This window comes from Desulfoluna sp. HI9BLuna, from assembly GCF_056829775.1.
The window spans coordinates 279,566-302,071 of record NZ_CP186555.1; the positions used below are offsets into that span (position 1 = coordinate 279,566).

The 22,506-nt window shown below is 53.7% G+C and carries 13 protein-coding genes and 2 pseudogenes; 9 read left to right on the top strand and 6 right to left on the bottom strand.

Going from position 1 to position 22,506, the window contains the following annotated elements:
* Nucleotides 1–284: 284 nt before the first annotated feature.
* Together ACOYW0_RS00920 and fdhF are read left to right on the top strand one after the other, a co-directional pair.
* Nucleotides 285–1,733 (top strand): annotated as a pseudogene (locus tag ACOYW0_RS00920) (FAD-dependent oxidoreductase); the annotation flags it as partial.
* Between the two features lie 402 nt (nt 1,734–2,135).
* Nucleotides 2,136–4,412, top strand: a pseudogene (gene fdhF, locus ACOYW0_RS00925) (formate dehydrogenase subunit alpha); the annotation flags it as partial.
* A gap of 247 nt (nt 4,413–4,659) precedes the next feature.
* Here fdhF and ACOYW0_RS00930 read toward each other — a convergent pair.
* On the bottom strand, nt 4,660–5,535 hold the full coding sequence (locus ACOYW0_RS00930) for a leucine-rich repeat domain-containing protein (RefSeq protein WP_482416722.1): 876 nt from the start codon (nt 5,533–5,535) through the stop codon (nt 4,660–4,662).
* 675 nt (nt 5,536–6,210) lie between these two features.
* On the opposite strand from ACOYW0_RS00930, the gene ACOYW0_RS00935 reads away from it, so the two are divergent.
* The 5 genes from ACOYW0_RS00935 to ACOYW0_RS00955 all read left to right on the top strand — a co-directional run bounded on the left by ACOYW0_RS00935 (nt 6,211) and on the right by ACOYW0_RS00955 (nt 12,079).
* Nucleotides 6,211–7,149 carry an ABC transporter ATP-binding protein gene (locus ACOYW0_RS00935; protein ID WP_482416723.1) on the top strand — a complete coding sequence of 313 codons (939 nt, stop codon included), beginning with the start codon at nt 6,211–6,213 and terminating at the stop codon, nt 7,147–7,149.
* Nucleotides 7,150–7,155: 6 nt separating this feature from the next.
* The gene (locus ACOYW0_RS00940; protein ID WP_180140931.1) at nt 7,156–7,857 is read left to right on the top strand and encodes an ABC transporter permease subunit; all 702 of its coding nucleotides are present in this window, start codon (nt 7,156–7,158) and stop codon (nt 7,855–7,857) included.
* Nucleotides 7,858–8,109: 252 nt separating this feature from the next.
* Nucleotides 8,110–10,266, top strand: a complete 2,157-nt coding sequence (locus ACOYW0_RS00945) for a Gldg family protein (RefSeq protein ID WP_482416724.1) — start codon at nt 8,110–8,112, stop codon at nt 10,264–10,266.
* 27 nt (nt 10,267–10,293) lie between these two features.
* Nucleotides 10,294–11,223: a DUF4340 domain-containing protein gene (locus ACOYW0_RS00950; RefSeq protein ID WP_482416725.1), complete on the top strand. Its 930-nt coding sequence runs from the start codon at nt 10,294–10,296 to the stop codon at nt 11,221–11,223.
* A gap of 406 nt (nt 11,224–11,629) precedes the next feature.
* Nucleotides 11,630–12,079, top strand: a complete 450-nt coding sequence (locus ACOYW0_RS00955) for a hypothetical protein (protein WP_180140925.1) — start codon at nt 11,630–11,632, stop codon at nt 12,077–12,079.
* A 92-nt stretch (nt 12,080–12,171) separates the two neighbouring features.
* Here ACOYW0_RS00955 and ACOYW0_RS00960 read toward each other — a convergent pair whose 3' ends face one another.
* Together ACOYW0_RS00960 and ACOYW0_RS00965 are read right to left on the bottom strand one after the other, a co-directional pair.
* Entirely contained in the window at nt 12,172–13,326 is a 1,155-nt protein-coding gene (locus ACOYW0_RS00960; protein ID WP_482416726.1) for an MGDG synthase family glycosyltransferase, read from the bottom strand.
* A 20-nt stretch (nt 13,327–13,346) separates the two neighbouring features.
* The gene (locus ACOYW0_RS00965; protein ID WP_482416727.1) at nt 13,347–14,174 is read right to left on the bottom strand and encodes an alpha/beta fold hydrolase; all 828 of its coding nucleotides are present in this window, start codon (nt 14,172–14,174) and stop codon (nt 13,347–13,349) included.
* A 747-nt stretch (nt 14,175–14,921) separates the two neighbouring features.
* On the opposite strand from ACOYW0_RS00965, the gene ACOYW0_RS00970 reads away from it, so the two are divergent.
* Complete coding sequence (locus ACOYW0_RS00970; RefSeq protein WP_482416728.1) at nt 14,922–16,184, top strand: hypothetical protein; 1,263 nt, start codon at nt 14,922–14,924, stop codon at nt 16,182–16,184.
* Between the two features lie 156 nt (nt 16,185–16,340).
* On the opposite strand, the gene ACOYW0_RS00975 is transcribed toward ACOYW0_RS00970, so the two are convergent.
* Nucleotides 16,341–16,823, bottom strand: coding sequence for a hypothetical protein (locus ACOYW0_RS00975; RefSeq protein ID WP_482416729.1), 483 nt, complete (start codon nt 16,821–16,823; stop codon nt 16,341–16,343).
* 830 nt (nt 16,824–17,653) lie between these two features.
* Here ACOYW0_RS00975 and ACOYW0_RS00980 point away from each other — a divergent pair.
* Nucleotides 17,654–18,475, top strand: coding sequence for a 5'-methylthioadenosine/S-adenosylhomocysteine nucleosidase (locus ACOYW0_RS00980; protein WP_482416730.1), 822 nt, complete (start codon nt 17,654–17,656; stop codon nt 18,473–18,475).
* Nucleotides 18,476–18,688: 213 nt separating this feature from the next.
* Here ACOYW0_RS00980 and ACOYW0_RS00985 read toward each other — a convergent pair whose 3' ends face one another.
* Both ACOYW0_RS00985 and ACOYW0_RS00990 read right to left on the bottom strand, forming a co-directional pair.
* Nucleotides 18,689–19,657, bottom strand: a complete 969-nt coding sequence (locus tag ACOYW0_RS00985) for a pentapeptide repeat-containing protein (protein WP_482416731.1) — start codon at nt 19,655–19,657, stop codon at nt 18,689–18,691.
* Nucleotides 19,658–19,721: 64 nt separating this feature from the next.
* Entirely contained in the window at nt 19,722–22,490 is a 2,769-nt protein-coding gene (locus ACOYW0_RS00990) for a metallophosphoesterase (protein ID WP_482416732.1), read from the bottom strand.
* Nucleotides 22,491–22,506: the final 16 nt, after the last annotated feature.

Here is a 22,506-nt window from a genome sequence, read left to right on the forward strand (position 1 = left end):
CTGCGCCTTGCCGCAGGAGGCGGTTTCATGTAGGCTGTGGGTCTTCAACACAGAATATAGAAGCGATCTGGTGCTCACAGGTGGCCGCTGTTCGGCCCCGAAACCCCGGTTCAGGGATTCAACAGATGATTCCGTGCCCGGGGCTGCGTGCCCCTTGTGGAAGCCCATCGCACCAAACGACAGACCGGGGCGTCACCCCTTTCGGATGACGCCCATTTGTTTATATACCCATTTGTTATCTGAATGTTTCCGCCGGTCCGAGACCTTCCGGCACGGAGTGATGTATGGCCAAGTTAACCATCAACGGCGTCCACGTAGAAGCCGATGAGTCCAAGACCCTGCTCGATGTAATCCGAGAGCACCGCATTGCCGATATCCCAACCCTTTGCCATGTGGAGAAGACTGCTCCCTTTGGGGCCTGCTCCCTCTGCGTGGCCGAAGTGGAAGGCGCCCCCGCCCTTCGACGCACCTGCGCCACCCCCGTTGCCGACGGCATGGTGGTCCGCACCGAGACCGATGCGGTCAAACGATCCCGGAAGACCAACCTGGAGCTCCTCCTCGGTCGCCACACGGCCGACTGCTACGCCCCCTGCCGCCTGGTCTGCCCGGCCAACGTGGACATCCAGGGCTATGTGGCCCTTGCCAAGCGCGGCCTCTACAAAGAGGCGGTCAAACTCATGAAGGAGACCAACCCCCTGCCCATCGTCTGCGGCAGGGTGTGCGCCAAGCCCTGCGAAAGCGCCTGCCGCCGGAACCTCATGGACGAGCCCGTGGACATCAAAAACATCAAACGGTTTGTGGCCGACCGTGAGCTGGCTTTAGGCGATATCTACGTCCCTGAGCCGGGCAAGGCAACGGGCCGCTCCGTGGCCATCATCGGCACCGGCCCTGCCGGGCTCTCCGCCGCCTACTTCCTGCGCCTTGCCGGACACCGGGTGATCATGTTCGAGGCCATGCCCGAGCCCGGCGGCATGATGCGTTACGGCATCCCCGAGTACCGCCTCCCCAAAAAAGACCTTCGGGCCGAAATCGACGCCATCTTCGCCATGGGCGTGGAGGTGCGCTACAACGTGGCCCTGGGCCGCGATTTTACCCTTGCCGAGCTGCGGGAAGATTTCGACGCCGTCTTCATCGGCCACGGGGCCCAGGTGGGCTCGTCCATGGGCACCACCGGCGGCGACCTTTCCGGGGTCATGCAGGGTGTGGACTTTCTCCGGGAGGTCAACCTGGGCACGGCCAAAAAACTCAGCGGAAACGTCTTTGTGGTGGGCGGCGGCAACACCGCCATCGACGCGGCCAGAACCGCCCTGCGCTACGGAGCGGACAAGGTGACCATCATCTACCGCCGCACCGAAAAAGAGATGCCCGCAGCCATCGAGGAGATCGAGGACGCCAAGGAAGAAAAAATCGAAATCCGCATCCTCACCAACCCCGTGGCCTACACAGGGGAAAACGGACGCCTTAACGGGGTCACCTTCGTGAAGATGGAACTCGGTGAACCCGACGCCAGCGGCCGACGACGCCCCGTTGTCATGGAAAACAGCGAGTACACCGAACACGCCGACCATGTCATCGAAGCCATCGGCCAGAAGGTGGTCACGGACTTCCTTGGCGGTATCGGCCTCACCCGGTGGAACTCCATCGACGCGGACGGCGCCCTCTTCTCCACCAACATGGAAGGGGTCTACGCCGGGGGCGATGCCGTCACCGGTCCCAGCGTCATCATTGAAGCGGTGGCCCACGGCCGCAAAGCCGCCTTTGCCATGGACCGCCTCCTCTCAGGGCGCGCAGCCAAGGCCGAAGACCGCCTGGGCTTTCACGTAAAAAAGGAAGACTTCGGGGCCCTTTCCGCCGACGACCTCAAGGGAAAACCCCTCCTTCCCCGCCGCCACATCGAAAAAGCCGACCCCGAGACCCGGGCGGAGAGCTTCACCGAGGTGGAGCTGGGATTCACAGAAGAGAACCTCCTGGCCGAAACCGGTCGCTGCCTTGAATGCGGCTGCCAGGATGTATCAGGGTGCGACCTGAGGCGCTACGCCACGGACATGGAAGCCGACAAGACCCGCTTCATGCCCAAGGAGCCCCTAAAAGAAACGTTTTCAGCCCACAAATCCCCCCACGGCATTGAAGAGGTCAACCCCTTCATCATCCGGGACTTCAACAAGTGCATTCTCTGCGGCTCCTGCGTCCAGGCCTGCAACGACGTCCAGGTCAACGAAGCCATCGACCTGGGCTTCAGGGGCATTGGGGCCAAAATCGTGGCGGGCATCGACCAGCCCCTGAAGGACTCGTCCTGCGTCTTCTGCGGGTCCTGCGTCCAGGCCTGCCCCGTGGGCGCCTTAACCGAGAAGAATGTGGTCTACAGAGGAAAGCCCTGGGACGAGACAAAAACGCGATCAACCTGCGGTTACTGCGGGGTGGGATGCCAGATCGATATCCACGCCAAAGCAGGTAAGGTCACCCGCATCACCGGCGTCGAAGAGAGCGCACCCAACTTTGGGAGCCTCTGCGTCAAGGGACGCTACGGCTTTGACTTCATCGGCTCGGATGAGCGCCTCACCACGCCCCTCATTAAAGAAAACGGAACATTCCGGGAAGCCACCTGGACCGAGGCCCTGGATCTCACGGCCAGGCGCCTCAAAGAGATCTCCGAGGCCCACGGCGATGCCGCAGGGGTCCTCACCTCGGCCCGCGTCACCAACGAAGAGAACTACGTGGCCCAGAAATTTGCCCGCACCGTATTGAAAACAAACAACTTAGATCACTGCGCACGATTATGACATTCCTCTACGGTGGCCGGTCTGGCCGCCGCATTCGGAAGCGGTGCCATGACAAACCCCATCTCGGATATCGAGAAGGCAGATGTCATCCTTGTTGCGGGCTCCAACACCACGGAGACCCACCCCGTCATCGCCGCGGCCGTGAAACGCGCGGTGAAATTCGGGGGAACCAAGCTCATTGTGGCAGATCCCAGGAGGATCGAGCTTAAAAAACACGCCCACCTCTCCCTGGCCCCTGCCCCGGGCAGCGACCTGGCCTGGATCAACGGCATGATCCGCGTGATCCTTGAAGAGGGACTCGAAGACGCGGCTTACATCGAAAAGCGTACCGAAGGCATCGACGCCTTACGGGAGGCCGTGGCCCCCTATACCCCGGAACACGTCGAAGAGCTCACCGGAATTCCCGCAGAGCAGCTTGTCCAGGCGGCCCTGGTCTACGCAGGTATGGAAAAGGGGAGCATCCTCTACTGCATGGGCATCACCCAGCACACCACGGGCACGGACAACGTAAAGGCCCTGGCCAACCTGGCTATGGTCTGCGGCAACGTCGGCATCGAAGGCGGCGGGGTTAACCCCCTGCGCGGACAGAACAACGTCCAGGGTGCCTGCGACATGGGAGGCCTGCCCGACGTCTATCCCGGCTACCGAAAGGTCCACGACGAAGCCCACGCCCTTGCCATGGAAAAAGCCTGGGGCGTCACCGGCCTCTCCCGCACGCCGGGCCTCACCGCAACAGAGATGGTGGACGCAGCCATCAAAGGGAGTTTAAAGGCCCTTTATGTGATCGGGGAAAACCCCCTTGTGTCTGAAGCGGATCTGAACCATGCGGAAAAAGCATTCCACAATCTTGATTTCCTCGTGGTCCAGGACATCTTTATGACCGAGACTGCCCAGGCCGCTGATGTGGTGCTCCCAGCCCTCTGCTTTGCGGAAAAAGACGGCACCTTCACCAACACCGAAAGGCGCGTGCAGCGCGTGCGCAAAGCCGTGGACGGCCCCGAGGGCGTGCCCTCGGATTGGGAGATCACCTGCGAGATCGCCCGGCGCATGGGGACCAACATGAGCTACCCATCGGCCGACGCCATCTTTGACGAGATCGCCTCTGTCACCCCTGCCTTTGCCGGACTGAACTACGGACGCCTCGACGGCGAGGGTATCCCCTGGCCCTGCCCCACGGCAGACCACCCCGGCACCCCGCGCCTCCACGTGGAGCGCTTTGCAAGGGGCAAAGGCATCTTCTTTCCCGTGACCTTTACCCCGGCAGCAGAGACCCCGGATGCCGACTACCCCCTGGTCCTCACCACCGGCCGGGTGCTCTACCACTACCACACCGGCACCATGACCCGAAAATCGGGCGGTCTGAACCAGCAGGTGAGTGAATGCTTTGTGGAGATGAGCCGGGAAGACGCCCTGGAGAGAAACCTTGCCCACGGTGAGATGGCTTTGATCTTCTCCCGACGCGGGAAGATCAAAGCCCGGGTGAACCTCTCCGACCGCATGGAAAAAGGGACGGTCTTTCTGCCCTTCCACTTTGCCGAAGCCGCCGCCAACCGGCTCACCAACGCCGCCCTGGACCCGGACTCCAAGATTCCGGAGTTCAAGGTCTGTGCCGTGACGGTGGTGAAGGCTTAATGAAAAAAGCTGGCCTCCGGCTGCACTGCCGGGGGCCAAGCTTTTCCCGATTTAGTGAGTTGAATTTGACATACAGGCCGTTAAGAAACGGCGTGCCGATGACCACAACACCAAAAAGCCCCGGCAGCTTTCCTGCCGGGGCTTTTTTGGTGTTCTGTGACGCGCCGTGATGAAGCAGCTCAGGTTTCGGGAACGCAATGACATACGGCCATTTCAGGCCAATCTGAGCTCTCGGTGCCAGGGCCGCCTACCACTCACGCTGATCGCCTGCTTCGATAAAGCAATGGGGAAGCAGTTTTTTCAATTTGCCCAGCTCCTCGTCGTTAAAGCAGTTGCGCCTCACATTGAGGTATTTCAAATTTTTCATTTCGCCGTAGTAATCCCAGACCCGCGAAAGGCTGTTGCCATAGAGCACCAGAGATTCCAGGTTTGGCAATCGGCAGATCGTCTCCCAGAGGTCACACAGCTGGTTATCGGACAATTCCAGGTGCCTGAGCTGCTGCAGCCCTTCAAAGGGAATATCGCTGAGATCGTTCTCCCGCATGTCGTTTGAAAAAAAAGTCAACGACTGGAGATTAGGATACCGATCCAGCCTGGACAATTCATCGGCGATATCTTCGATAAACATATCCCCATAGTGGATACAATAGACATTTTCCGGCGCTTCCTCCAGGTTCTCCAAAACATGGTACATGCCCGGATTGGGGACCGAACAGAGAATGGATTCCCACACGTTTCGGGGGTTACCGGCAAAGACCGTTCTCCCCTCCCGGGTAACCCCACCGATGGTCTCTGCCAACTCCTGAAACAGCGGCTGCAACGCTTGAAACTGTGCTTCGGATTCAAACGTAAGTTCAATGGGGGAAAAACTTCGACGATACCCTATCTCGGCATCTTCCAAGACCCGCCTTGCCTTATCCAGCTGCACCAGCTTCTTTTTGACAGAGCCGGTAATCTCAGGGTGTCCATCGATATAATCCATCATGGATCCCGCCGCCAACAGGATGGTTTCCGGCCGCATGGCAGCCACCGGATGGGGGCATCGACGTTCATTACCCTGAGGATGTCTTTGACCTATTTTACGACCGTACAATGCAAGCAGTTTAGCTATAATTCTCAGCATGTGAAACACCCTTATATTAGATTCATGATCAGCATGGCGGCGTTGTCGCAAGTGCCGGGTCAACAAACAAGGTCATACCAGAAATGGCCGACTTAAGATAATTCAAATAAGGGGCCTTACTCAGCACGCCCAAGCGAATGCCTTAGTTAAGGATCAAAGTTACGACACCCGTCGTGCATCCTCCTCACAGCCGGAGGCAGGCTTTTCCATGCTTACTTTGTGCATTGAAGGCAATTTGAGTCACGACAAAAATCCCCCGCCCCCACAAGATCCCCTGGAAGTACACTAACCCCTCATTGCACCACCAAAGCATAAAGAGTGATTGCTTCACATGCCACTGGGTGTCCCGGTGGTATGCGCCAAACGAAAAAAACTGCCCACCGGCCCCTCCCCCTTGCCTCCATGCATATTCCCCCTTGCATTTTCCTTTGCCATATGTAAAAAAAACTTTGTTTAAATTGCTGCACAGCAACCGTCACCCGGCCTTTTCGGGCGTGAAGATTCCTTCCGGTGGCACGTTCAATACCGGATTTTTTAAACCCCGCGCACCGACCATCCTTTCAACCTGAGCCGGCTGACAAATCGGGCACGCATCAGGTGGCCGGATCCAAACCCACCACGCCCGTGTATTAAAAAGCACCTTATATTAAAAAGCTATTGTTCAAGGAGGAATCCATGATCAGGGTTGACGATGTCACCAAAGACTACGGCGCATTCCGCGCGGTGGACGGCATCAGCCTGGAGATTCGCAAAGGGGAAATCTTAGGACTTCTGGGCCCCAACGGCGCCGGCAAGACCACCACCCTTAAAATGCTCACCGGCTACTTCCGCCCCACCAGCGGAGAGATCTACTACAACGATACGCCCGTGTCCAACCAGCCCCTGGAGCTCAAAAAACGCATCGGCTACCTGCCGGAGTCGGCTCCCCTCTACCCCAACATGCTGGTGTATGACTTCCTTTGCTACACGGCGGACGTCCGAGGCATCCCCAAGGCAAACCGCCTTGCACGCATCAAGGAGATGTCTGCCCTGTGCAGCCTCACGGACATCATGGACAAACCCATCGGCGCCCTCTCCAAGGGCCTCAAGCAGCGGGTGGGACTGGCCTATGCCATGATCAGCGACCCGGAGATCCTCGTGCTGGACGAGCCCACCTCCGGGCTGGATCCCAACCAGATCGTGGAGATCCGAAAAATCATCCGGGACATCGGGGAAACCCGCACCATAATCTTCTCCACCCATATTCTGAGCGAAGCCGAGGCCACCTGCGACCGCATCGCCATTGTCCACAAGGGGAAAATCGTGGCCGACGGCACCACCGATGAAATCCGCACCGGCGGCAACGGCAGCGGCCCCTGCCTGAAGATGGACGTAAAAGGGGCCCCGGCCGACGAGGCAAAGACCCTGTTCCAGGGCATCGGCAGCGTGGCAAAGGTGGAGGCAGCCCAGAGCAAAGAGAACCGCTGCGAGCTTGCCGTTACCTTCAAAAAGGGGCAGGACGGCCGGGAAGCCGTGTACAACGCCGTCAAGGGGACCGACTGGGTGCTCATGAACTTCGCCATGGAAGCCAATACCCTTGAGTCCATCTTCCGAACCCTGACGAAGGAGAACTAAAAGCCCATGCAGACCCTTCACATCATGAAAAAAGAGCTGAAAGACTTCTTCACCTCGCCCATCGCCTACATCGTCATCGCCATCTTTCTCCTGGTGACGGGCTGGTTCTTCTTCCTCACCTTTTTCTTAAACGGCCAGGCAAGCCTGCGGGACTTTTTTGCGCTCTTGCCCCTGATCTTCTCCTTTGTGATCCCGGCGGTGACCATGCGCCTCTTTGCCGAAGAGCTGGCCATGGGCTCCTTTGAGGTGGTCATGACCCTGCCGGTCACCCCCCGGGACATCGTGGTGGGCAAATTCCTCTCGGCCCTGGTCTTTGTCTGCGCCATGCTCACCCCCACCTTTGCCTATGCCGTCACCGTGGCCCTCTTCGGCGACCTGGACTGGGGGCCGGTCATCGGCGGGTACGCAGGGGCCATCCTCCTGGGCGGGGCCTTTGCCGCCATCGGGCTTTTTGCCTCGTCCCTGACGCGCAACCAGATCATCGCCTTTATCCTGGGGACCCTCATCTGCTTTGCCCTCACCCTGGTGGACAAGCTCCTGGTCTTTTTTCCCACGGCCATCTTGGGCTTTTTCAGCCAGATCGGAGCCGATTACCATTTCCGGAACATCGCCCGAGGCGTGGTGGACTCCCGGGACCTTCTCTACTTCGGTGGGGTGATTTTTCTCTTCCTTTACGGGGCATCCATCTCCGTGACGGAGAAAAACTAAAAGCGCCTCCGGCGGCCAGGGGTCTTTATCTTAGAGTGGCTTCGCCACCCCCTGGACCCCAGGTTCGCGAATGCTCCGGGGTTCGTTCCTCACCCCTTCACATTCGCTGACGGGCCTCGCCCGTGATGTTTACACATATGACCAAAACTTCATCGAATTAGCCTGGGCATAAATAAAAACCTGTTTATCAAACTTTTCAAAAGTTTGGCCCCCGGCAGGTCCGCCGGAGGCATAACCATAGATAAGGCAACCATGAAAAAAGAAAAATATCTCAAAGGACTGATCTACATAGTGGTGGTGGTACTTTTGAATGTGGCGGGTGCCACCCTTTTCTTTCGGGCGGACCTCACGAAAAACAAGGTCTACTCCCTTTCCGACGCCAGCATCGAGGCGGTGAAGAACCTTTCGGAACCGCTGACCATCAATGTCTTCTTCTCCGAGGACCTTCCGGCCCCCCACAACACCACCGAAAAGTACCTCGCCGATCTGCTGGAGGAGTATGCATTAAACGCCAACCGCTACTTCAACTTTCGATTCTATTCCATCGGCGGGGACATGGAGACCAACCCCACGAGCAAGCGCAACGCGGAACTGGCGGGCAGCTACGGCATCCGGCCGGTGAGCATCCAAATCGTGGAAAGCGATGAAGTGAAGGTCAAGACTGCGTATATGGGGCTTGTGGTAATCCACGGGGACCTTATTGAGCGCATTCCGGCCATCACCTCCACCGAAGGGCTGGAGTACAAGCTCACCATGTCCATAATGAAGCTGGGCAACAAGATCAGCACCCTTCTTTCCCTTGACGGAAAGATCGAAGCCGACCTCTACCTCTCCCGCTCCATGGCGGAAGTAGCCCCCCTCATGGGACTGAAGGACCTCCATGACCTGCCGGGTCGCGTGGAGGCAGCCGTCACCAAAATCAGCCGACGCAGCTACGACCGCCTCACCTTCAACCGCTTTGATCCGCAAACCACCGAAGAAAAGCAGACCCTGGCCGAGCGCTACGGGGTGCTCCAGCTTGGGTGGCCGGATCTCTCAGGCGGCAAGATCAAGGCGGGCTCCGGCATCATCGGCATGGTCATGCGATACGGAGACAAATCCGTCACCATCCCCATCCTTGAGGTGAACCGCATTCCCCTGTTCGGCACCCAGTACAAGCTCATGACCGATCAGGAGATGGAAGAGGCCGTGGGCGGGGCCGTGGAGTCCCTCATCGACATCAACGAAAAGGTGGGCTACCTCACAAGCAACGGCACGGCGCCGCGCTTCGATCGCAACCCCGCGAACCCCATGGCCCCCGGCACGAGCGCCCTGAACAACTTCAGCGCCACCCTCTCCCGCAATTACGCGGTGTCCGATGTGGACCTCAAGGCAAACGGTATTCCCGAGGACATCAACAGCCTCATTATCGCCGGGGCCAAGGAGACCTTCACCGACTACGACCTCTTCCGCATTGATCAGGCCCTCATGGCAGGCAAAAACGTGGCCGTGTTCGTGGACGCCTTCAAAGAGATGCAGAATCCCAACCCCCAAATGGCCTTCATGCAGCCCTCCACCTACACCCCGGTACGCACGGGCCTCGACAAGCTCCTGGCCCACTACGGGGTTCGCGTTCAAAGCGCCTACATCATGGACGAGAACTGCTACAAGCAAAACCTGCCCAGGCGCATGGGGGGCGGTCAGCAGAACGTCTACTTTGCCCCCATCATCGAAAACGACACCATCAACCACGACATCCCCTTCATGAACAACATCAAGGGGCTCGTCACCTTAAAGGCCGCACCGGTCATCGTGGACGAGAAGACCGTCACCGAACAGAACCTTTCGGCCGCCACCCTCTTTTCAACCTCCGAGCGGTCCTGGCTCAAGGAGAGGAACATCTCCCTGAACCCCATGTTCCTCAAGCCGCCCACAGACGCGGCCTCCTTTGCCAGCCGTCCCGTGGCCGCCATGGTGGAGGGCTCCTTTACCAGCTACTTCAAGGGAAAGCCCATCCCGGAAAAACCGGCCCCCGCCCCTCCCGAGGGAGAAGAGGCCAAACAGCCTGAAAACAAGGCTGCGGCCATCTCCCAGACCGGCGCCGTGGTCGAGCACGGCAAACCGGCCCGCCTCATCGTGGTGGGCTCCCTGGACATGCTCACCAACAGCCTCTTTGACGAGCAGGGAGAAAGCGCCAACGCCACCTTTGTCATGAACCTCATGGACGGGCTCAACGGCCGCGAGGGCATTGCCGTCATGCGAAGCAAAAAGCAGCGGTTCAACCCCATCGACAAGGTGCCGGACAGCGTCAAGACGCCAGTGAAGGCCTTCAACATCGTGGGCCTGCCCCTGCTCGTCGCTCTCTTCGGCATGGCGGTTTACGCCAAGCGCCAGTCCCGACGAAAAACCATCCGGGCCATGTTTCAATAACACCACCACCACAGGAGGACACCTGACGTGAAAAAAGAAACCATCATTCTCCTTGCCCTCATCGTGGCCCTGAGCGCCTACCTCTTCCTTCGGGACACCGACGGCACCAGCTATGAGCTGCCGGTTCTCGACACCGTGTCCGCAGGGGATGTGGACCGCATGGAGATTAAGACACAAGCAGAGACCCTGCTCTTTGAAAAAGAGGGAGATGAGTGGACCGTTGATTTGGAGGGGTTTCCCGCCAAACAGGAGCAGGTCACAAAACTTGTGGAGACCGCAGGAGAGATGACGCTGACAGCCATGGTCTCCGAGGCCGAGAGCTACAACCGCTACGACCTGGACCCGGCGACCGCAAAAAACGTCCGCCTCTACAAAGGAGAAACCATACTGCGGGACGTTAACGTGGGCAAAGCCGCCCCCTCCATGGGCCACACCTTTGTGACCATTGAAGGCGACAAAAAAGTCTACCACGCCAAGGGGAACTTCGCCTCCCAGTTCACCACGGATTCCAACCGGTTCATCGACAAGACGGTCTTTAACCTCGTTGCCTCCGAGGTGAACGCCCTTGCCGTCACCATGGGAGAGACCGACCTTGCCCTCACCAGGGCCACGGAGCCGGGCGAGGAAGGCTCGGCCCCCAAAACCATCTGGAAAGACCAAAACGGCAACACCCTGTCAGCCGAAAAAGTGGACAAACTCATCGCCTCCCTGTGCCGCCTTTCATGCGACACCTGGCTGATGGAAGAGAAAAAAGATGAGACCCCGACCCTTACCGTTGTCCTGACAACGGACCGCCCCTACACCCTTGAGCTGTTCGGAGACGCCCCCATGCACGGCACCGCCACCGACCAGAGACTCGGGTTTACCCTCACCGAGGCAAAAGGGGCTGACATCCTGGGCGCGGTACAGGCCCTTGAAGAGACACCCCAGGCCGAGCTGAGCCAGGCCGATAAGTAACCAATGAATGGGCAGGCCGCATTCCGGTCTGAAAAGCCATTGAACAGTTGCCCTTGATTTCCTACCGAAACCGTGATGTTATCGTCACATATCAATGGCGATTAAAAACAAACGGGTGCATGAGGTTCATCACCCCATGTACCCGTCTTTTTTCGTAACTATTCAGCTCAAAAAAAACAGCCTCCGGCGGCAAGGTGTGCCACCTTGAAAGCAGGTTGCGGATGTGTTTTGCCCCTCGTTCCTCGGGTCAAATCACATCCGCCTTTAAAGTAAACGTTCACTCAAAAAGATGTTTTTAAACCTGTTTGTTAAACTTTTTAAAAGTTTAGCCCCCGGCAGGGCCGCCGGAGGCATAAGCGGAATAGTTACCTTTTTTCCAACCGCACACACACGAGAGAGGCCCCACATGAGAGCACTCCTGTCCATGCCGCGACGTCTCGCCCTTGTCCTGGCGATCCTTGTATTCACCCCCGGCCTTGCCGCAGCAAACGAAGAGCAGCCGATGATGAAAATGCCCGTGGACGGTGCCTGCGAAGAGCCTTACATCCTCTTTGAAGGGGTCTGCGCCATCCCGGCGTTCATGCAGGGCCAGCCCGCCACCATCATGGAGCAGATCAAGGCCTTTAAACTGGCCCATGCCAATGAACCCGCAGAGCCCGAACCGGAGGCGGCCACCGAGTCTGTCAATGAAGACCCCTTGTGCGCCAGGTACAGAAAAATGATCGAAGAGCACTCGAAATCCAAGGTCGCGACATACAACCCTGAAACTGCCGAGATGGAAAAGGCCATGAGCCAGGCCGAGGGGACGTCCATTGAAGAGGCAAGGGAGTACCTGATCAACTTTTGCCAGGAGTGATGGAAAGACGGGTCAGGACGTTGGCAAAGGGGGCTCGGAGACCTTACAGGCATTCTGCGTGCGAGAAATGAGCCCCCATATCGTCCGGGTTTTCAGGAATGGACCGCGTTCCGTTCCAACGCCTCGCATATGATATCCAGAACGTGTGCTGCCGCATCGGGCCGTGCAATCTGTGCGGCTTTTTCCTTCATCTCACCTATTTTGTCAGGACGATCCATAAGCCGCTTGATTTTATGTTCCAAGGACGTCGCATCCAGCGCTTTGAGTGCTGCGCCGTGCTCAAGAAGGTAATCGGCATTTCGCTCTTCCTGGCCTGGAATCGGAGAGATGATGATCATGGGAAGCCCCATGGCCAGGCATTCGGCACTGGTCAAGCCTCCGGGTTTGGTCACGGCAATATCGCTCACGGCCATCACCCGCTCTATGGTGTTGGTAAATCCCATGGGGATCAGTCGTCCCCCATGGGATTCAGATAGCCGGGTTAGGGAGAGGAAAAGGTCTTCATTTTTACCTGCAAGGGCGATGACCTGGCACATGGGGTCCGTCTCTAACATGCGCTCGGTCAAGGTGAGCATATCCCCCAATCCCTCACCACCGGACATCATAAGAACGGTTGGTTTGTCAAGGTCCACACCCAGCTCAGCCGCCCAGGCCTCTGTATCATGGGCCATGGTAAACGACGGGACGATGGGAATACCCGTCATGTATATGTTCGACGGCTGAATACCAAACGCCTCAAGCTTCCACGACGCTTCCTCACAGGCCACGAAATAGCCGTCCATTCGGTTCTGGAACCAAAGCCCGTGAACATCGAAATCCGTCACTTGAATCCAGCACGGAACCTTCATCCGGCCTTTTCTGATTTTTCGTGAAATCAGTCCGGCGGGAAGAAAATGAGTGCAGAGGATCCCGTCGGGATTGATCCGCTCGATTTCATCCATCAATGCCCGGGCACTGAGCCGCTCAAAGGCAAGCCGTACATTTTTCATCTTTGAGTCGTCATTCTCGGCCCGATCGCTTTTGGAAAACATATATCCCCACAGGGAGGGGTGACGTTCGATGATTTTTAAATAGCTCTCCTTGTACGCCTTCCTGAATGCTCCCGACACATACTCCATGGCATCCAGATGAACGACCTCCAGCTCCGGGCAATGGAGCAAAGCGGTCTTACGAATCGCTTCAGCCGCACGAACATGGCCAGACCCGATGGAAACACTGATCACCAACAGTTTTCTTTTTTTACCCATGATTGTTTTAATACCTTCCCTTAGAAAATATGCCTTTCCGTCCAATCCAGAATACGACCGAATAGTTCGTCTCGATTCACCTCATTGAAATTCTCATGGTAATTCGCCTCGCATGTGGTGACATCGGCAAGTCCTGGCGGGACATCGGCCATGGCCTGTTGACTCACTGCCGGATCCGCCAGCCTGTCGTCTCCTGCAATCACGCAAAAAATGGGAACCCTCTCCCAGGTTTTCATGCGGGCCACCACCCACTGCTGGGTCTTCTCTGACTCCACGCCCAGGCTGGCTGAGACCTTTGTGCTCCTTAAGCCACGTTTCTCGTCGTCAACATGGCGCTTTGTGATCTTTTCATCGTGGGTCAGGTGATGCGTCAATGCAGGGGGCGTAACCGAAAACGTGGGATGCACCCAGGCAACCAGCCTGGAGGCATGGTACAACACCTTCGGCACGCCCACCTTGTTCTTCAGCCACGGAGACGAGAGGATATACCCCTTGATGTCCGCTTCTTTCCCCAGGGTCAACCCGTAATAGAGTGCGATAAGGGCCCCGTTTGAATGGGAGAGGATAAACACAGGCACACCGGGATGGCGCTCTTTCACCCAGCCGATGTAACCATGGATATCCCGCGCATAGGTATCGTACGAATCAATATGAAAAAAGTTTCTGCCCCCGGGATTGTGCTTCGGGTAGGTTCCGTGAAACCTCAGATCCGGGGCGTAGGTGGCAATCCCTTTTGTTTTGAAGTACTCAGCCGGTGTTACCCAGTCTCCGCCATGGGCCATACCGCCGTGGATCCCGATAAAAATCGCCGTCACCTCTGAGTCGGGAAGCCAAGCACGAGAGAGCAACGTTGTCACCTCATCTGCCTGAAAAAGCTCGCGCGTTGTTTCGCCGTAATTCACTGTGTCTCCTGATAGTGGTTTGCCTTAGAAAAAAACAGGCAGGTTGGCATCCGATCCTCATAAAGAGGAGGTATTCCCTTTGCACACCGGCGTCAAGGCCTTACTTAGAGCGGGTATTTGATAAGAATAATGATAAATGGCTTTCGCATTTCCAAAGTAACCGATCATTATCTCATGAAATGTCTGCACAAAACGCACCACACCGTGAATACCTTACGTTACCACCGCTGGGCAATCATATATACGAACTTACTGCCTTGACAAATTGCTGGCGCTGTAACTATAAAGTCCAATCAAGACAGCAATACTGAGTAATTCGAAACATCAAGCCATTACAACAAACAGGTGATTGCTACACAAAACGTGCAAACACCAAGCAATCCCCCCTCTCTGCCCCCCAACCGAGTAAAAATTGAGAAAGGCACTGCTTTTGTATCGTGGGCCAGAATCTTGGCCGTATATGCCCCCCCTTGATCCCCCCCCCAAACACGTCTTTGCATCAAGCTGAAGAGACAGGCTTTATTGATTGTGCCATGGCCTCAGCAGCATACCCCGGGTGTTTTCGCCCGTAAACCTTAGAAATACCAGAATCAAGGACAGGTCTGACACCATCAACCAAAGGAGAGTAAGTGTATGCGTCACGTAATTGTCGTATTTTTTGTGTGTTTGTTTATGGCTCAAAGCGCCTTTTCCATGGGTTCGCTCACCACGTGGCAGGACCGGTACGCCCAAAAAAACGCCGCGACATTAGAGGACGGGCTCTGCGGCTGGAACGTGCTATCCGAAGATTACCGGCAACCCCATGTGCTGGACGGACTCTCCCTTGAATGGGATTATTTCAGCATCCACGATAAAGACGGGAAATTTACCGGTGTCGTGGCCTATCTTGTGGCCGACCCGGAGGGCCACCTGGGTTATCCGGACTATGTCTTTGAGCCCAACCTCATGCCTTCAGGTGCAAACATGGCGTGCTTCGGCAAAGTGGGAAAAACCGGTGCCCGGTATGCCGATTATGTCAATTTCGGACTCGATTTCGAAGCGGGCACCTCGGAGCGATCATTTTTCGCGGAAAAACCGGGGGAAGAGATATTCGGGAAGATTGTTCCCATTCGGAAGGGAGACGGCAAGCCGGACAGGTTGATCCTTTCGGGCAAAACCGAGCACTTTGAGTGGGAACTTGAAGTCAGCCAGATCTGGGCAGGGGAAAAGGCGCCGGAGGGATTCTCCTATCCCGATTACCACGCGCTCAAGGGCAGGACCTGGGAAGTGGGAAATGACCTCCATTTAGGGCTTGAGCGAATGGAGCACTGGACCGTCAACATGAACTGGCCATCCACCAAAGTCGACGGCTGGATCAGGGACCTGACCACCGGCGAGCGCATGCAGATAGACGGACACGGCTACCGGGAAAACTCATTCGGCAGGTGGGCCTTTGCCCTGGGTGGCTGGGACTTCTTTTTCATGTCCGACCTGAAAAACAAGGTCCAGTTCGGCTTCCAGACCTATCACCACGGCACCGAGGACCTCGATTACCTGGATGTGGACTTTCTGGATACCGGAACGCCTAAAAGCGTTAGGTTCCGGGCAGACCTCGGGGAGCTGGGCTGGCACCACGCATCCTGGGCCTGGAGTCCGGAGGTGTTTCAATGCAGGCCCCTTGACTCCACGATTATCGGGATCAACGAGGAGTACACGGTAACGGCCTATGTGGACATTGGAGACAATTTTGCGAGCCTTCTCTCCAACGTCACCTGGGTAACAGGTGCCTACCAGATAACCACCATGTTCCCCATGTTTTCAGGGGCCGTCACCCGCACGGGGACAGGAGACGTCGTCGCCGAATTTTTCGGACGGGGAGGCGGTGAATTTTCCCTACTGAAAAGCCCGGTAGAAAAAAGTGATTCCTGGTGCAACCGGTGCATGAACACCTATAACCGGGACATCGGATACAAATAAAGGATATTTTGAGATAACGGGCAAGCCGGCATGGGCATCTGAGGCCGGCTTGCCTCAATCATCCCCACAAGACCTATAGTGCAACCCTGGTTGCTGTGCTCACCTGCCAGGGAAAAGCCGAAAGCCAGCTCACGACCTGAAGGAGAAAGGTGGCATCTACCCCGCCACCATCAGCCCGAGGCCGGAAAAAACGGACAGGATCACAAATAGAGGGATGACCATGGGAAGCGGTGAGTTCGTGCCCTTGCTGTTTTCCAGCAACATAAAAAGCAAAAGCCCGCTGAGGCAGACAAGGAGCCCGGCAACGGGAGGAGAACAGAACATCAGAACCACCCCCAAACCAAGCCCATACACGATGGCACATATCCCCATGAGAACCCCGGCACCTGCCAGGAGAAGATCTGACCTGCTTGACACAACAATGTAAAACGCACCGCAAAAAACGTAGATTGCTGACACCCCATAGGCACTCACCAGGAAAAACGAGGATACAGGGTTGGCCCCTGCAAAAAGCGTAACCCCGTCCAGCGGGTTCTCACCCCTTACCCACAGGGCTGTCCCCACTCCCAGCCCCACGGCACACACATACTCAAGAAGATTCTTCAGCATGGCCCTTTTGATGCCTGCGTATTTGTACATCCCGCCTTTGAACCTGTACGCGACCTCTGTCTTCAGAAAAATATATGCCCACGTCAAGCAATAGCTTGTCGCAGAAACCACAGCCACAGATTCCCGGCAGGCTGTGCCTGATTTCAGAGCCACGGCCTGCAGGACAAAGGCCCCAAACACGACAAAAAGAAGCCTCTTGCACCATGACGGGAACCAGTAGCCGACCCATCTGGCCAGGCACATGCCGTAAAGATAAAAGAGGACCCACGATAAACCAACGTGCATACCAAACAGAAGCAGTCCATAGCCGACAAGGTCATACGCCGTCATTGCCACCCCCTCGGTTTCCCATGGGTTGAAATAAGTAACACCAACACCTCGCCTCCAGCCACGCGTCCTGATCAAGCAAAAAACTGAGTTTGCCCGTTGAGATGCTTTCCGCTGGACGTATCACGCGTCCTGTGCCATAGGGAAAAACACGCTGCGGACTGTTTTCTTCAGGTGCCGGAAGGAGTATGACTGCTATACGCTTTGAGCCAACCCGTTCCAAACGGAATCAACGTCTCCCCTGGCCCTCGCCACATGAACGCTAACCCGGATATTTCATGAGAAAACGGCCAAAGCGAAGAAATAGACAATCATTATGGGGGGGGATCGCAAAAAACTAAGGCATTTCAAAACCGCGGCATATCATTCAAGATTTTCTGCTCAATTCTCTCACCCTTTGGGCGAGACCAGTGCGCCCGTCTTCTGCGTTATCAGAGCCCTTGTAAAACCACGACATCTGCAGCTCTGATACCTTGAATATGGGGGCACTCGACTCGTGAAATATCCGGGCTAAAACACGAAAGAAGTACGTCATGACCAAACGAGTATCCACGCTGCTGGCCGCCATCCTGCTGGCCATTTTTGTCATCGGGGGCAATCACCCATGTGCCGCCTCCAAGATGCGCCCCATTGTCATCCAGGGCGCCATGGATGTTGAAACACAGTTTATGATCGAGAAGCTCACCGATGTTGAGGAGATCACCATCGGCGGATGGCGGTTTTTCAAGGGAGCCCTCGAAGGCCGCCCCGTGGTCGTTGCCAAGACCGAGGTCGGCATGACCAACGCCGCGGCATCCACCGTCCTCGCCATTGAGCGATTCAACCCGTCTGCCATCATCAACCAGGGCACCTCCGGCGGCCACGCCCCTGAGTTGCACCGCTACGACATTGTCTTAGGAAAAACTGCCGTGAACTTCGGAAACTTCAGGACGGAACACGGGGACGCCGGAAAGGGCGTGAAGCCCGAAAAATGGCTCCCCATGACCCTTACCGTCAATGTGAAGGGAGAAGCAAAAGAGTTCACCGATTTCAAGGGGGATGCCCACCTGTTGGAGGTCGCCGAAAAAACCTCTGCAGCCTACAAACACGGCAAGGTCGTCACAGGCGTTATCGGCTCCGCCGACCAGTGGAACCGCGAGCTCGACCGCATCGCCTGGATCCATGCCACCTACAACACCTCCGCGGAAGAGATGGAAACCGCTTCCGCAGCCCAGGTTGCCGAAGCCTACGGCGTCCCCTTCCTTGGCATCCGAATCCTTTCCAACTCCGAACTCCACGACGAAGGGTTCGATCCCAAGGCCGGCATCTACTGCCAGGAGTTTGTGCTGAATGTGGTAAGACGGCTCAAGAACTAAAATACAATGCCCCGGCTGCCAGGCGGGGCATCTTGAGTATTTGTTACCAAAGTGCGTTATCTTATTTCCTCATTACGGGGCGACAAATACCCTGACACTAAGGACTCCAGTATAATTCAACCATTCTTTTAAATTTTATGACATTTACAGACCTGCCCCCCACCCTGAGTTCGGATCGGCATAGCCCGCAGAAAACTTTTTTGCGCACTTCAGCTAAAAAGGAAGATCTGAATCCTCATATATTGTATCTCGTAGTTTAATTTCCGAAATATTATTCTTCGCGCGCACAAAAACAGTATCTATAAACTTTGCTTCACTTGCAATAAAAAAGCCTTCAAACGTAACATCAGTGAAGTTTGTATTTTCCAATTTCGCATCGCAAATGTTAAAGTCAGCAATTGTACATCGAGAAAAATCTGTATTTTTCATATTCCCTGTACTGATCTCGACAAGCTTTAAATATGAGTCCGAAAAATCCGCGTTTTCTAAATTTGTGTGCATCATAGAAACAAAATCAAATTTACAATTTCTAAATTTTGCATCTAAAGCGTTAGCACCTCTGAAATTAGGTTCACTCCACAAACGCCCTAAAAAAACAGAATCAGAAAAATCCGTTCGTATTAATATACTGTTACCAAAATGAGACATTTCCATGATTTTACCATTAACGACCGAGTCCGAAAGATCTGACCTGATAAAATTAGTATCATTTATGATAACATTCAAAAATTCGCTACCTTGTATTCGGCATGACTGAACTTCAGACTTGTAAAAATGTCCTTCGTTAAATTTAGCTCCGGTCAAATTGGAAAATGATAAGGTTGAATTTTCAATCTTACATTCGTTAAAAACCGATCCGGAAAAATCAGAGTCTTTCATAGATGATCTTTTGAATAAAACATTATTCAATTTTGAATTGTAAAATTTCGTTTTTTCGACGTTCGACTTTTCAAAAACTGTCTTATCGAGAATTGCTCCAGATAAATTGGCACCAGTCAAATCACATTTGACAAAATGAGTGCGAGCAAGATTAGCCCCTGTCAGGTCAGCACGCTTTAATACAGCGCCTTTGATCTTCTTGCCGCTTAAATTTGAACCAGCGAAATTGAGCTCTTTTCCTTCATATACGTGGTTAAATTTTTCGACATTTCGATTGAGTTGGATTAATGCATCGTTATTCATTGTCGATTCCTGAATGCAAGATATGTTAACAATTATCGATAGAAACAAAAAAGTGATTATTAGCTTAGTATCCACAAATCCGTCTCCTTTTTTCCAGATCCGGTTTTCTTACAAACTTAATAACCAAATTTTTAAATGGATCTTTTCTGTTGCCAATTGAAGACTGACTATCATTATTTGTCCCGGTTCTTGTAAATTCTTTATACATCTTAATTTCACGATCCCATCGATCTGATTTCTGGCTGTCAAATCTATAGCTTACAAAAGCTAAATCTGCATCATCTTGTGCGGCCCCCATTAATTCATCGAAAAAATCCTTCATACTCATCTGGCGAATACGAACTCTGCTGTTTCTGATTATCTCCTCATCCACACGACTAGCCACTCCTAAATCACCTTTTGAAAAGATTGCATATGCCACCTGATCAGGAAATTTCATATAACCGTATTTCTTAAAAAAAGATCTACTGACAATCCTAATGGGTTCGCTTTTCTCCCATTTTTTATAATCACCCATACTTCGAATATGCTCCAGAACCATAAGCCCTGTAAAAACCTTCTGCTCATCACACATCACACCTGAACGAGGCTTTGTTGATGGTAAAGAAGAGAAAACCGATGCGATATTAACGTATTCATCTTTCTTATCTTCTGAGAATGTTAATAGATTACCGCCGGGCTTGTGGCGCCGGGGGTGTTTTCTCACCATTTTCTTAGCCGGCATCCTGCAATAAGGACAAGTGTCGCCTTCAACTTCATGGCGTGTCGTCAAATGGGATACATTTCCATCTTTATCAAGATTTCTGTATTCATAGAGTTTTCCATCCCGGTAGTCCCAACCGGTTCCGTATCGTGACTTGTTACCTGTGCAGCCGCAGATAAGGGGACCACCTGGGATGTACTTGGGAAGTGGACCGCAACTCGATGTGACCATGGCAATCTTTTGGTGTTTGGTTTTCAGGGTACCAAAATTATCACCGGAACCTATGACTTGAGCCTTTCCGTCGGCCACCTTCATGATGACGTTGCGATGGCTATGCCCCCCCACGACAATAGACAACCGTCCTGATTCCAAGTCATTCAAAACCCTTTCTCTCTCTCCGTCGAATGAGCCATATTGCAGCGGGTTATCTTTCCATGACAGATCGTAATCGATTTCGCCTATGGAAACATCATCCCGCGGACATATCGCTGTTGCATGCATAAAAAGCATCTTGATTGAAGGCGACGAGTCAATCCAGGAATTGTAGATGGCATAGTTTTTCTTTTTTTTTGAAAACACATGCTTCGCATGATGAAGACTACCGACGCCTTCGTATGTATTAAAGGTCAGTTTCGAAAAAAATTTTGATTTTACACTATGAGAAATGACTGAACTTTTTTCACCCCAGTCAACCATAAACATGCTTTGATCGCCGTATTGCACAACAAAATCCGCAAGGGGATTGATAAAAAACATGTACCACTCTACATACTTGAACTGTTCATCGAGATCTTTCCGAAAGGCCTTAAAATCATCATATCCAGGGCCATAACAAAGTGCAGACTCATACAACGTCAAATTTTGATCGAACACACCATTCCATGGCTGAATTGCGCCAGCCAAAGTTGTCGGCCAGGGAGCCATCCCATAGTTGACGTAGTCGTGATTGCCCAATATCGTAACGACGGGTTTTTCTTTTTTATCATAGAGATCAATCAGTCTGTCATAGAATGTAATCCAATTTCGATCGGTTCTGTAGTACTCATCTTCCGTCACATCGGATTCAAGCGCTTTCCAAACGTCAGAAATCGGAACATACTTTTTTTTGTGGGTTTGCTCAGTATGAATCCCGCGGTTATAATCCACAAGATCCCCGGTGAGGACCAATAGGTCCGCACCTTTGTCAAAAAGCTGGGTACAAACGTCTGTAAACACCTCATTAAAGTTGCATATCTTGTCTTTGATAGGGATATGAAACCGATTATCTTTGATTGTCCTCTCTTTGCCATTGTCTTTAGGTGCGCAATTGCATTGGACTTCGATGACGCTGGCTTCGGATTGTGCATAGACGTCCATCCTTGAGTCCATATGGATATCTGTCACGTGCCCTACATTTAGCCGCTTTTTGTCCGATATATAGACAGGATGATAGATATAGACCTTTACATTTTCGTCGGAAGTTTCTTTTATGTTCTCGGAATAATCCTTGAGCTGTCGGGAGTACTGATTCGAAAGAAGATCCTGAACAAGAGTATCGCTGCACCACCAAAGCGGCTTTCCCTTGCTACTCTCATAAGACTGCCTGTCAACCCACCGGAAATTATGCAGGCACCCTGATTTGAGATTTTCGTATTTTAAATTTACAGAGACTTTGTACAAGTATGGATAAAGGTTATATGTCTTCAAAACCTTATCAAATACATTGGTGTGGGCCAGCTTTAGTGTGAAAGCATCGTCACAATCCTTGTCACTACCAAAGACATCGGGCCCATTATCATATTTTCTGGATATCTTGATCAGACCCTCAATTGGCTCAGGAGGGTCTGATTTCAAGACAATTTTCTCATACAGATTCAATCGATTATAATATGCATTTGTTCTATCCTTATCCTTCCACGAGCAATACCTCAAATGAAACGCCACATCTGCTTCTGTGACAGCTCCCTGAACCCCACTTTCGTCCGAGAATGTCAACAGTAACATCTCAAGAATGACATCATCTTTTTTTTGCACAATGGCTGGGCAACCCAATGCAGGACTCAGTATGATTGCATCAAAATTCTTATAGTCACTTTCATGAATTTCATCTTCATTTAGTGTAACTTTTTTCTCAAGACTCATCTTACCCATGGTTGACCCCTCGCTT

Excerpts from the sequence above, each read along its gene's own strand:
- ACOYW0_RS00935 (WP_482416723.1), top strand. The coding sequence starts at position 6,211 with ATGATCAGGGTTGACGATGTCACCAAAGACTACGGCGCATTCCGCGCG.
- ACOYW0_RS00975 (WP_482416729.1), bottom strand. The coding sequence starts at position 16,823 with ATGTACAAATACGCAGGCATCAAAAGGGCCATGCTGAAGAATCTTCTT.
- ACOYW0_RS00960 (WP_482416726.1), bottom strand. The coding sequence starts at position 13,326 with ATGGGTAAAAAAAGAAAACTGTTGGTGATCAGTGTTTCCATCGGGTCT.
- ACOYW0_RS00930 (WP_482416722.1), bottom strand. The coding sequence starts at position 5,535 with ATGCTGAGAATTATAGCTAAACTGCTTGCATTGTACGGTCGTAAAATA.
- ACOYW0_RS00970 (WP_482416728.1), top strand. The coding sequence starts at position 14,922 with ATGGGTTCGCTCACCACGTGGCAGGACCGGTACGCCCAAAAAAACGCC.
- ACOYW0_RS00940 (WP_180140931.1), top strand. The coding sequence starts at position 7,156 with ATGCAGACCCTTCACATCATGAAAAAAGAGCTGAAAGACTTCTTCACC.
- ACOYW0_RS00990 (WP_482416732.1), bottom strand. The coding sequence starts at position 22,490 with ATGGGTAAGATGAGTCTTGAGAAAAAAGTTACACTAAATGAAGATGAA.
- ACOYW0_RS00985 (WP_482416731.1), bottom strand. The coding sequence starts at position 19,657 with ATGAATAACGATGCATTAATCCAACTCAATCGAAATGTCGAAAAATTT.
- ACOYW0_RS00955 (WP_180140925.1), top strand. The coding sequence starts at position 11,630 with ATGAGAGCACTCCTGTCCATGCCGCGACGTCTCGCCCTTGTCCTGGCG.
- ACOYW0_RS00945 (WP_482416724.1), top strand. The coding sequence starts at position 8,110 with ATGAAAAAAGAAAAATATCTCAAAGGACTGATCTACATAGTGGTGGTG.
- ACOYW0_RS00980 (WP_482416730.1), top strand. The coding sequence starts at position 17,654 with ATGACCAAACGAGTATCCACGCTGCTGGCCGCCATCCTGCTGGCCATT.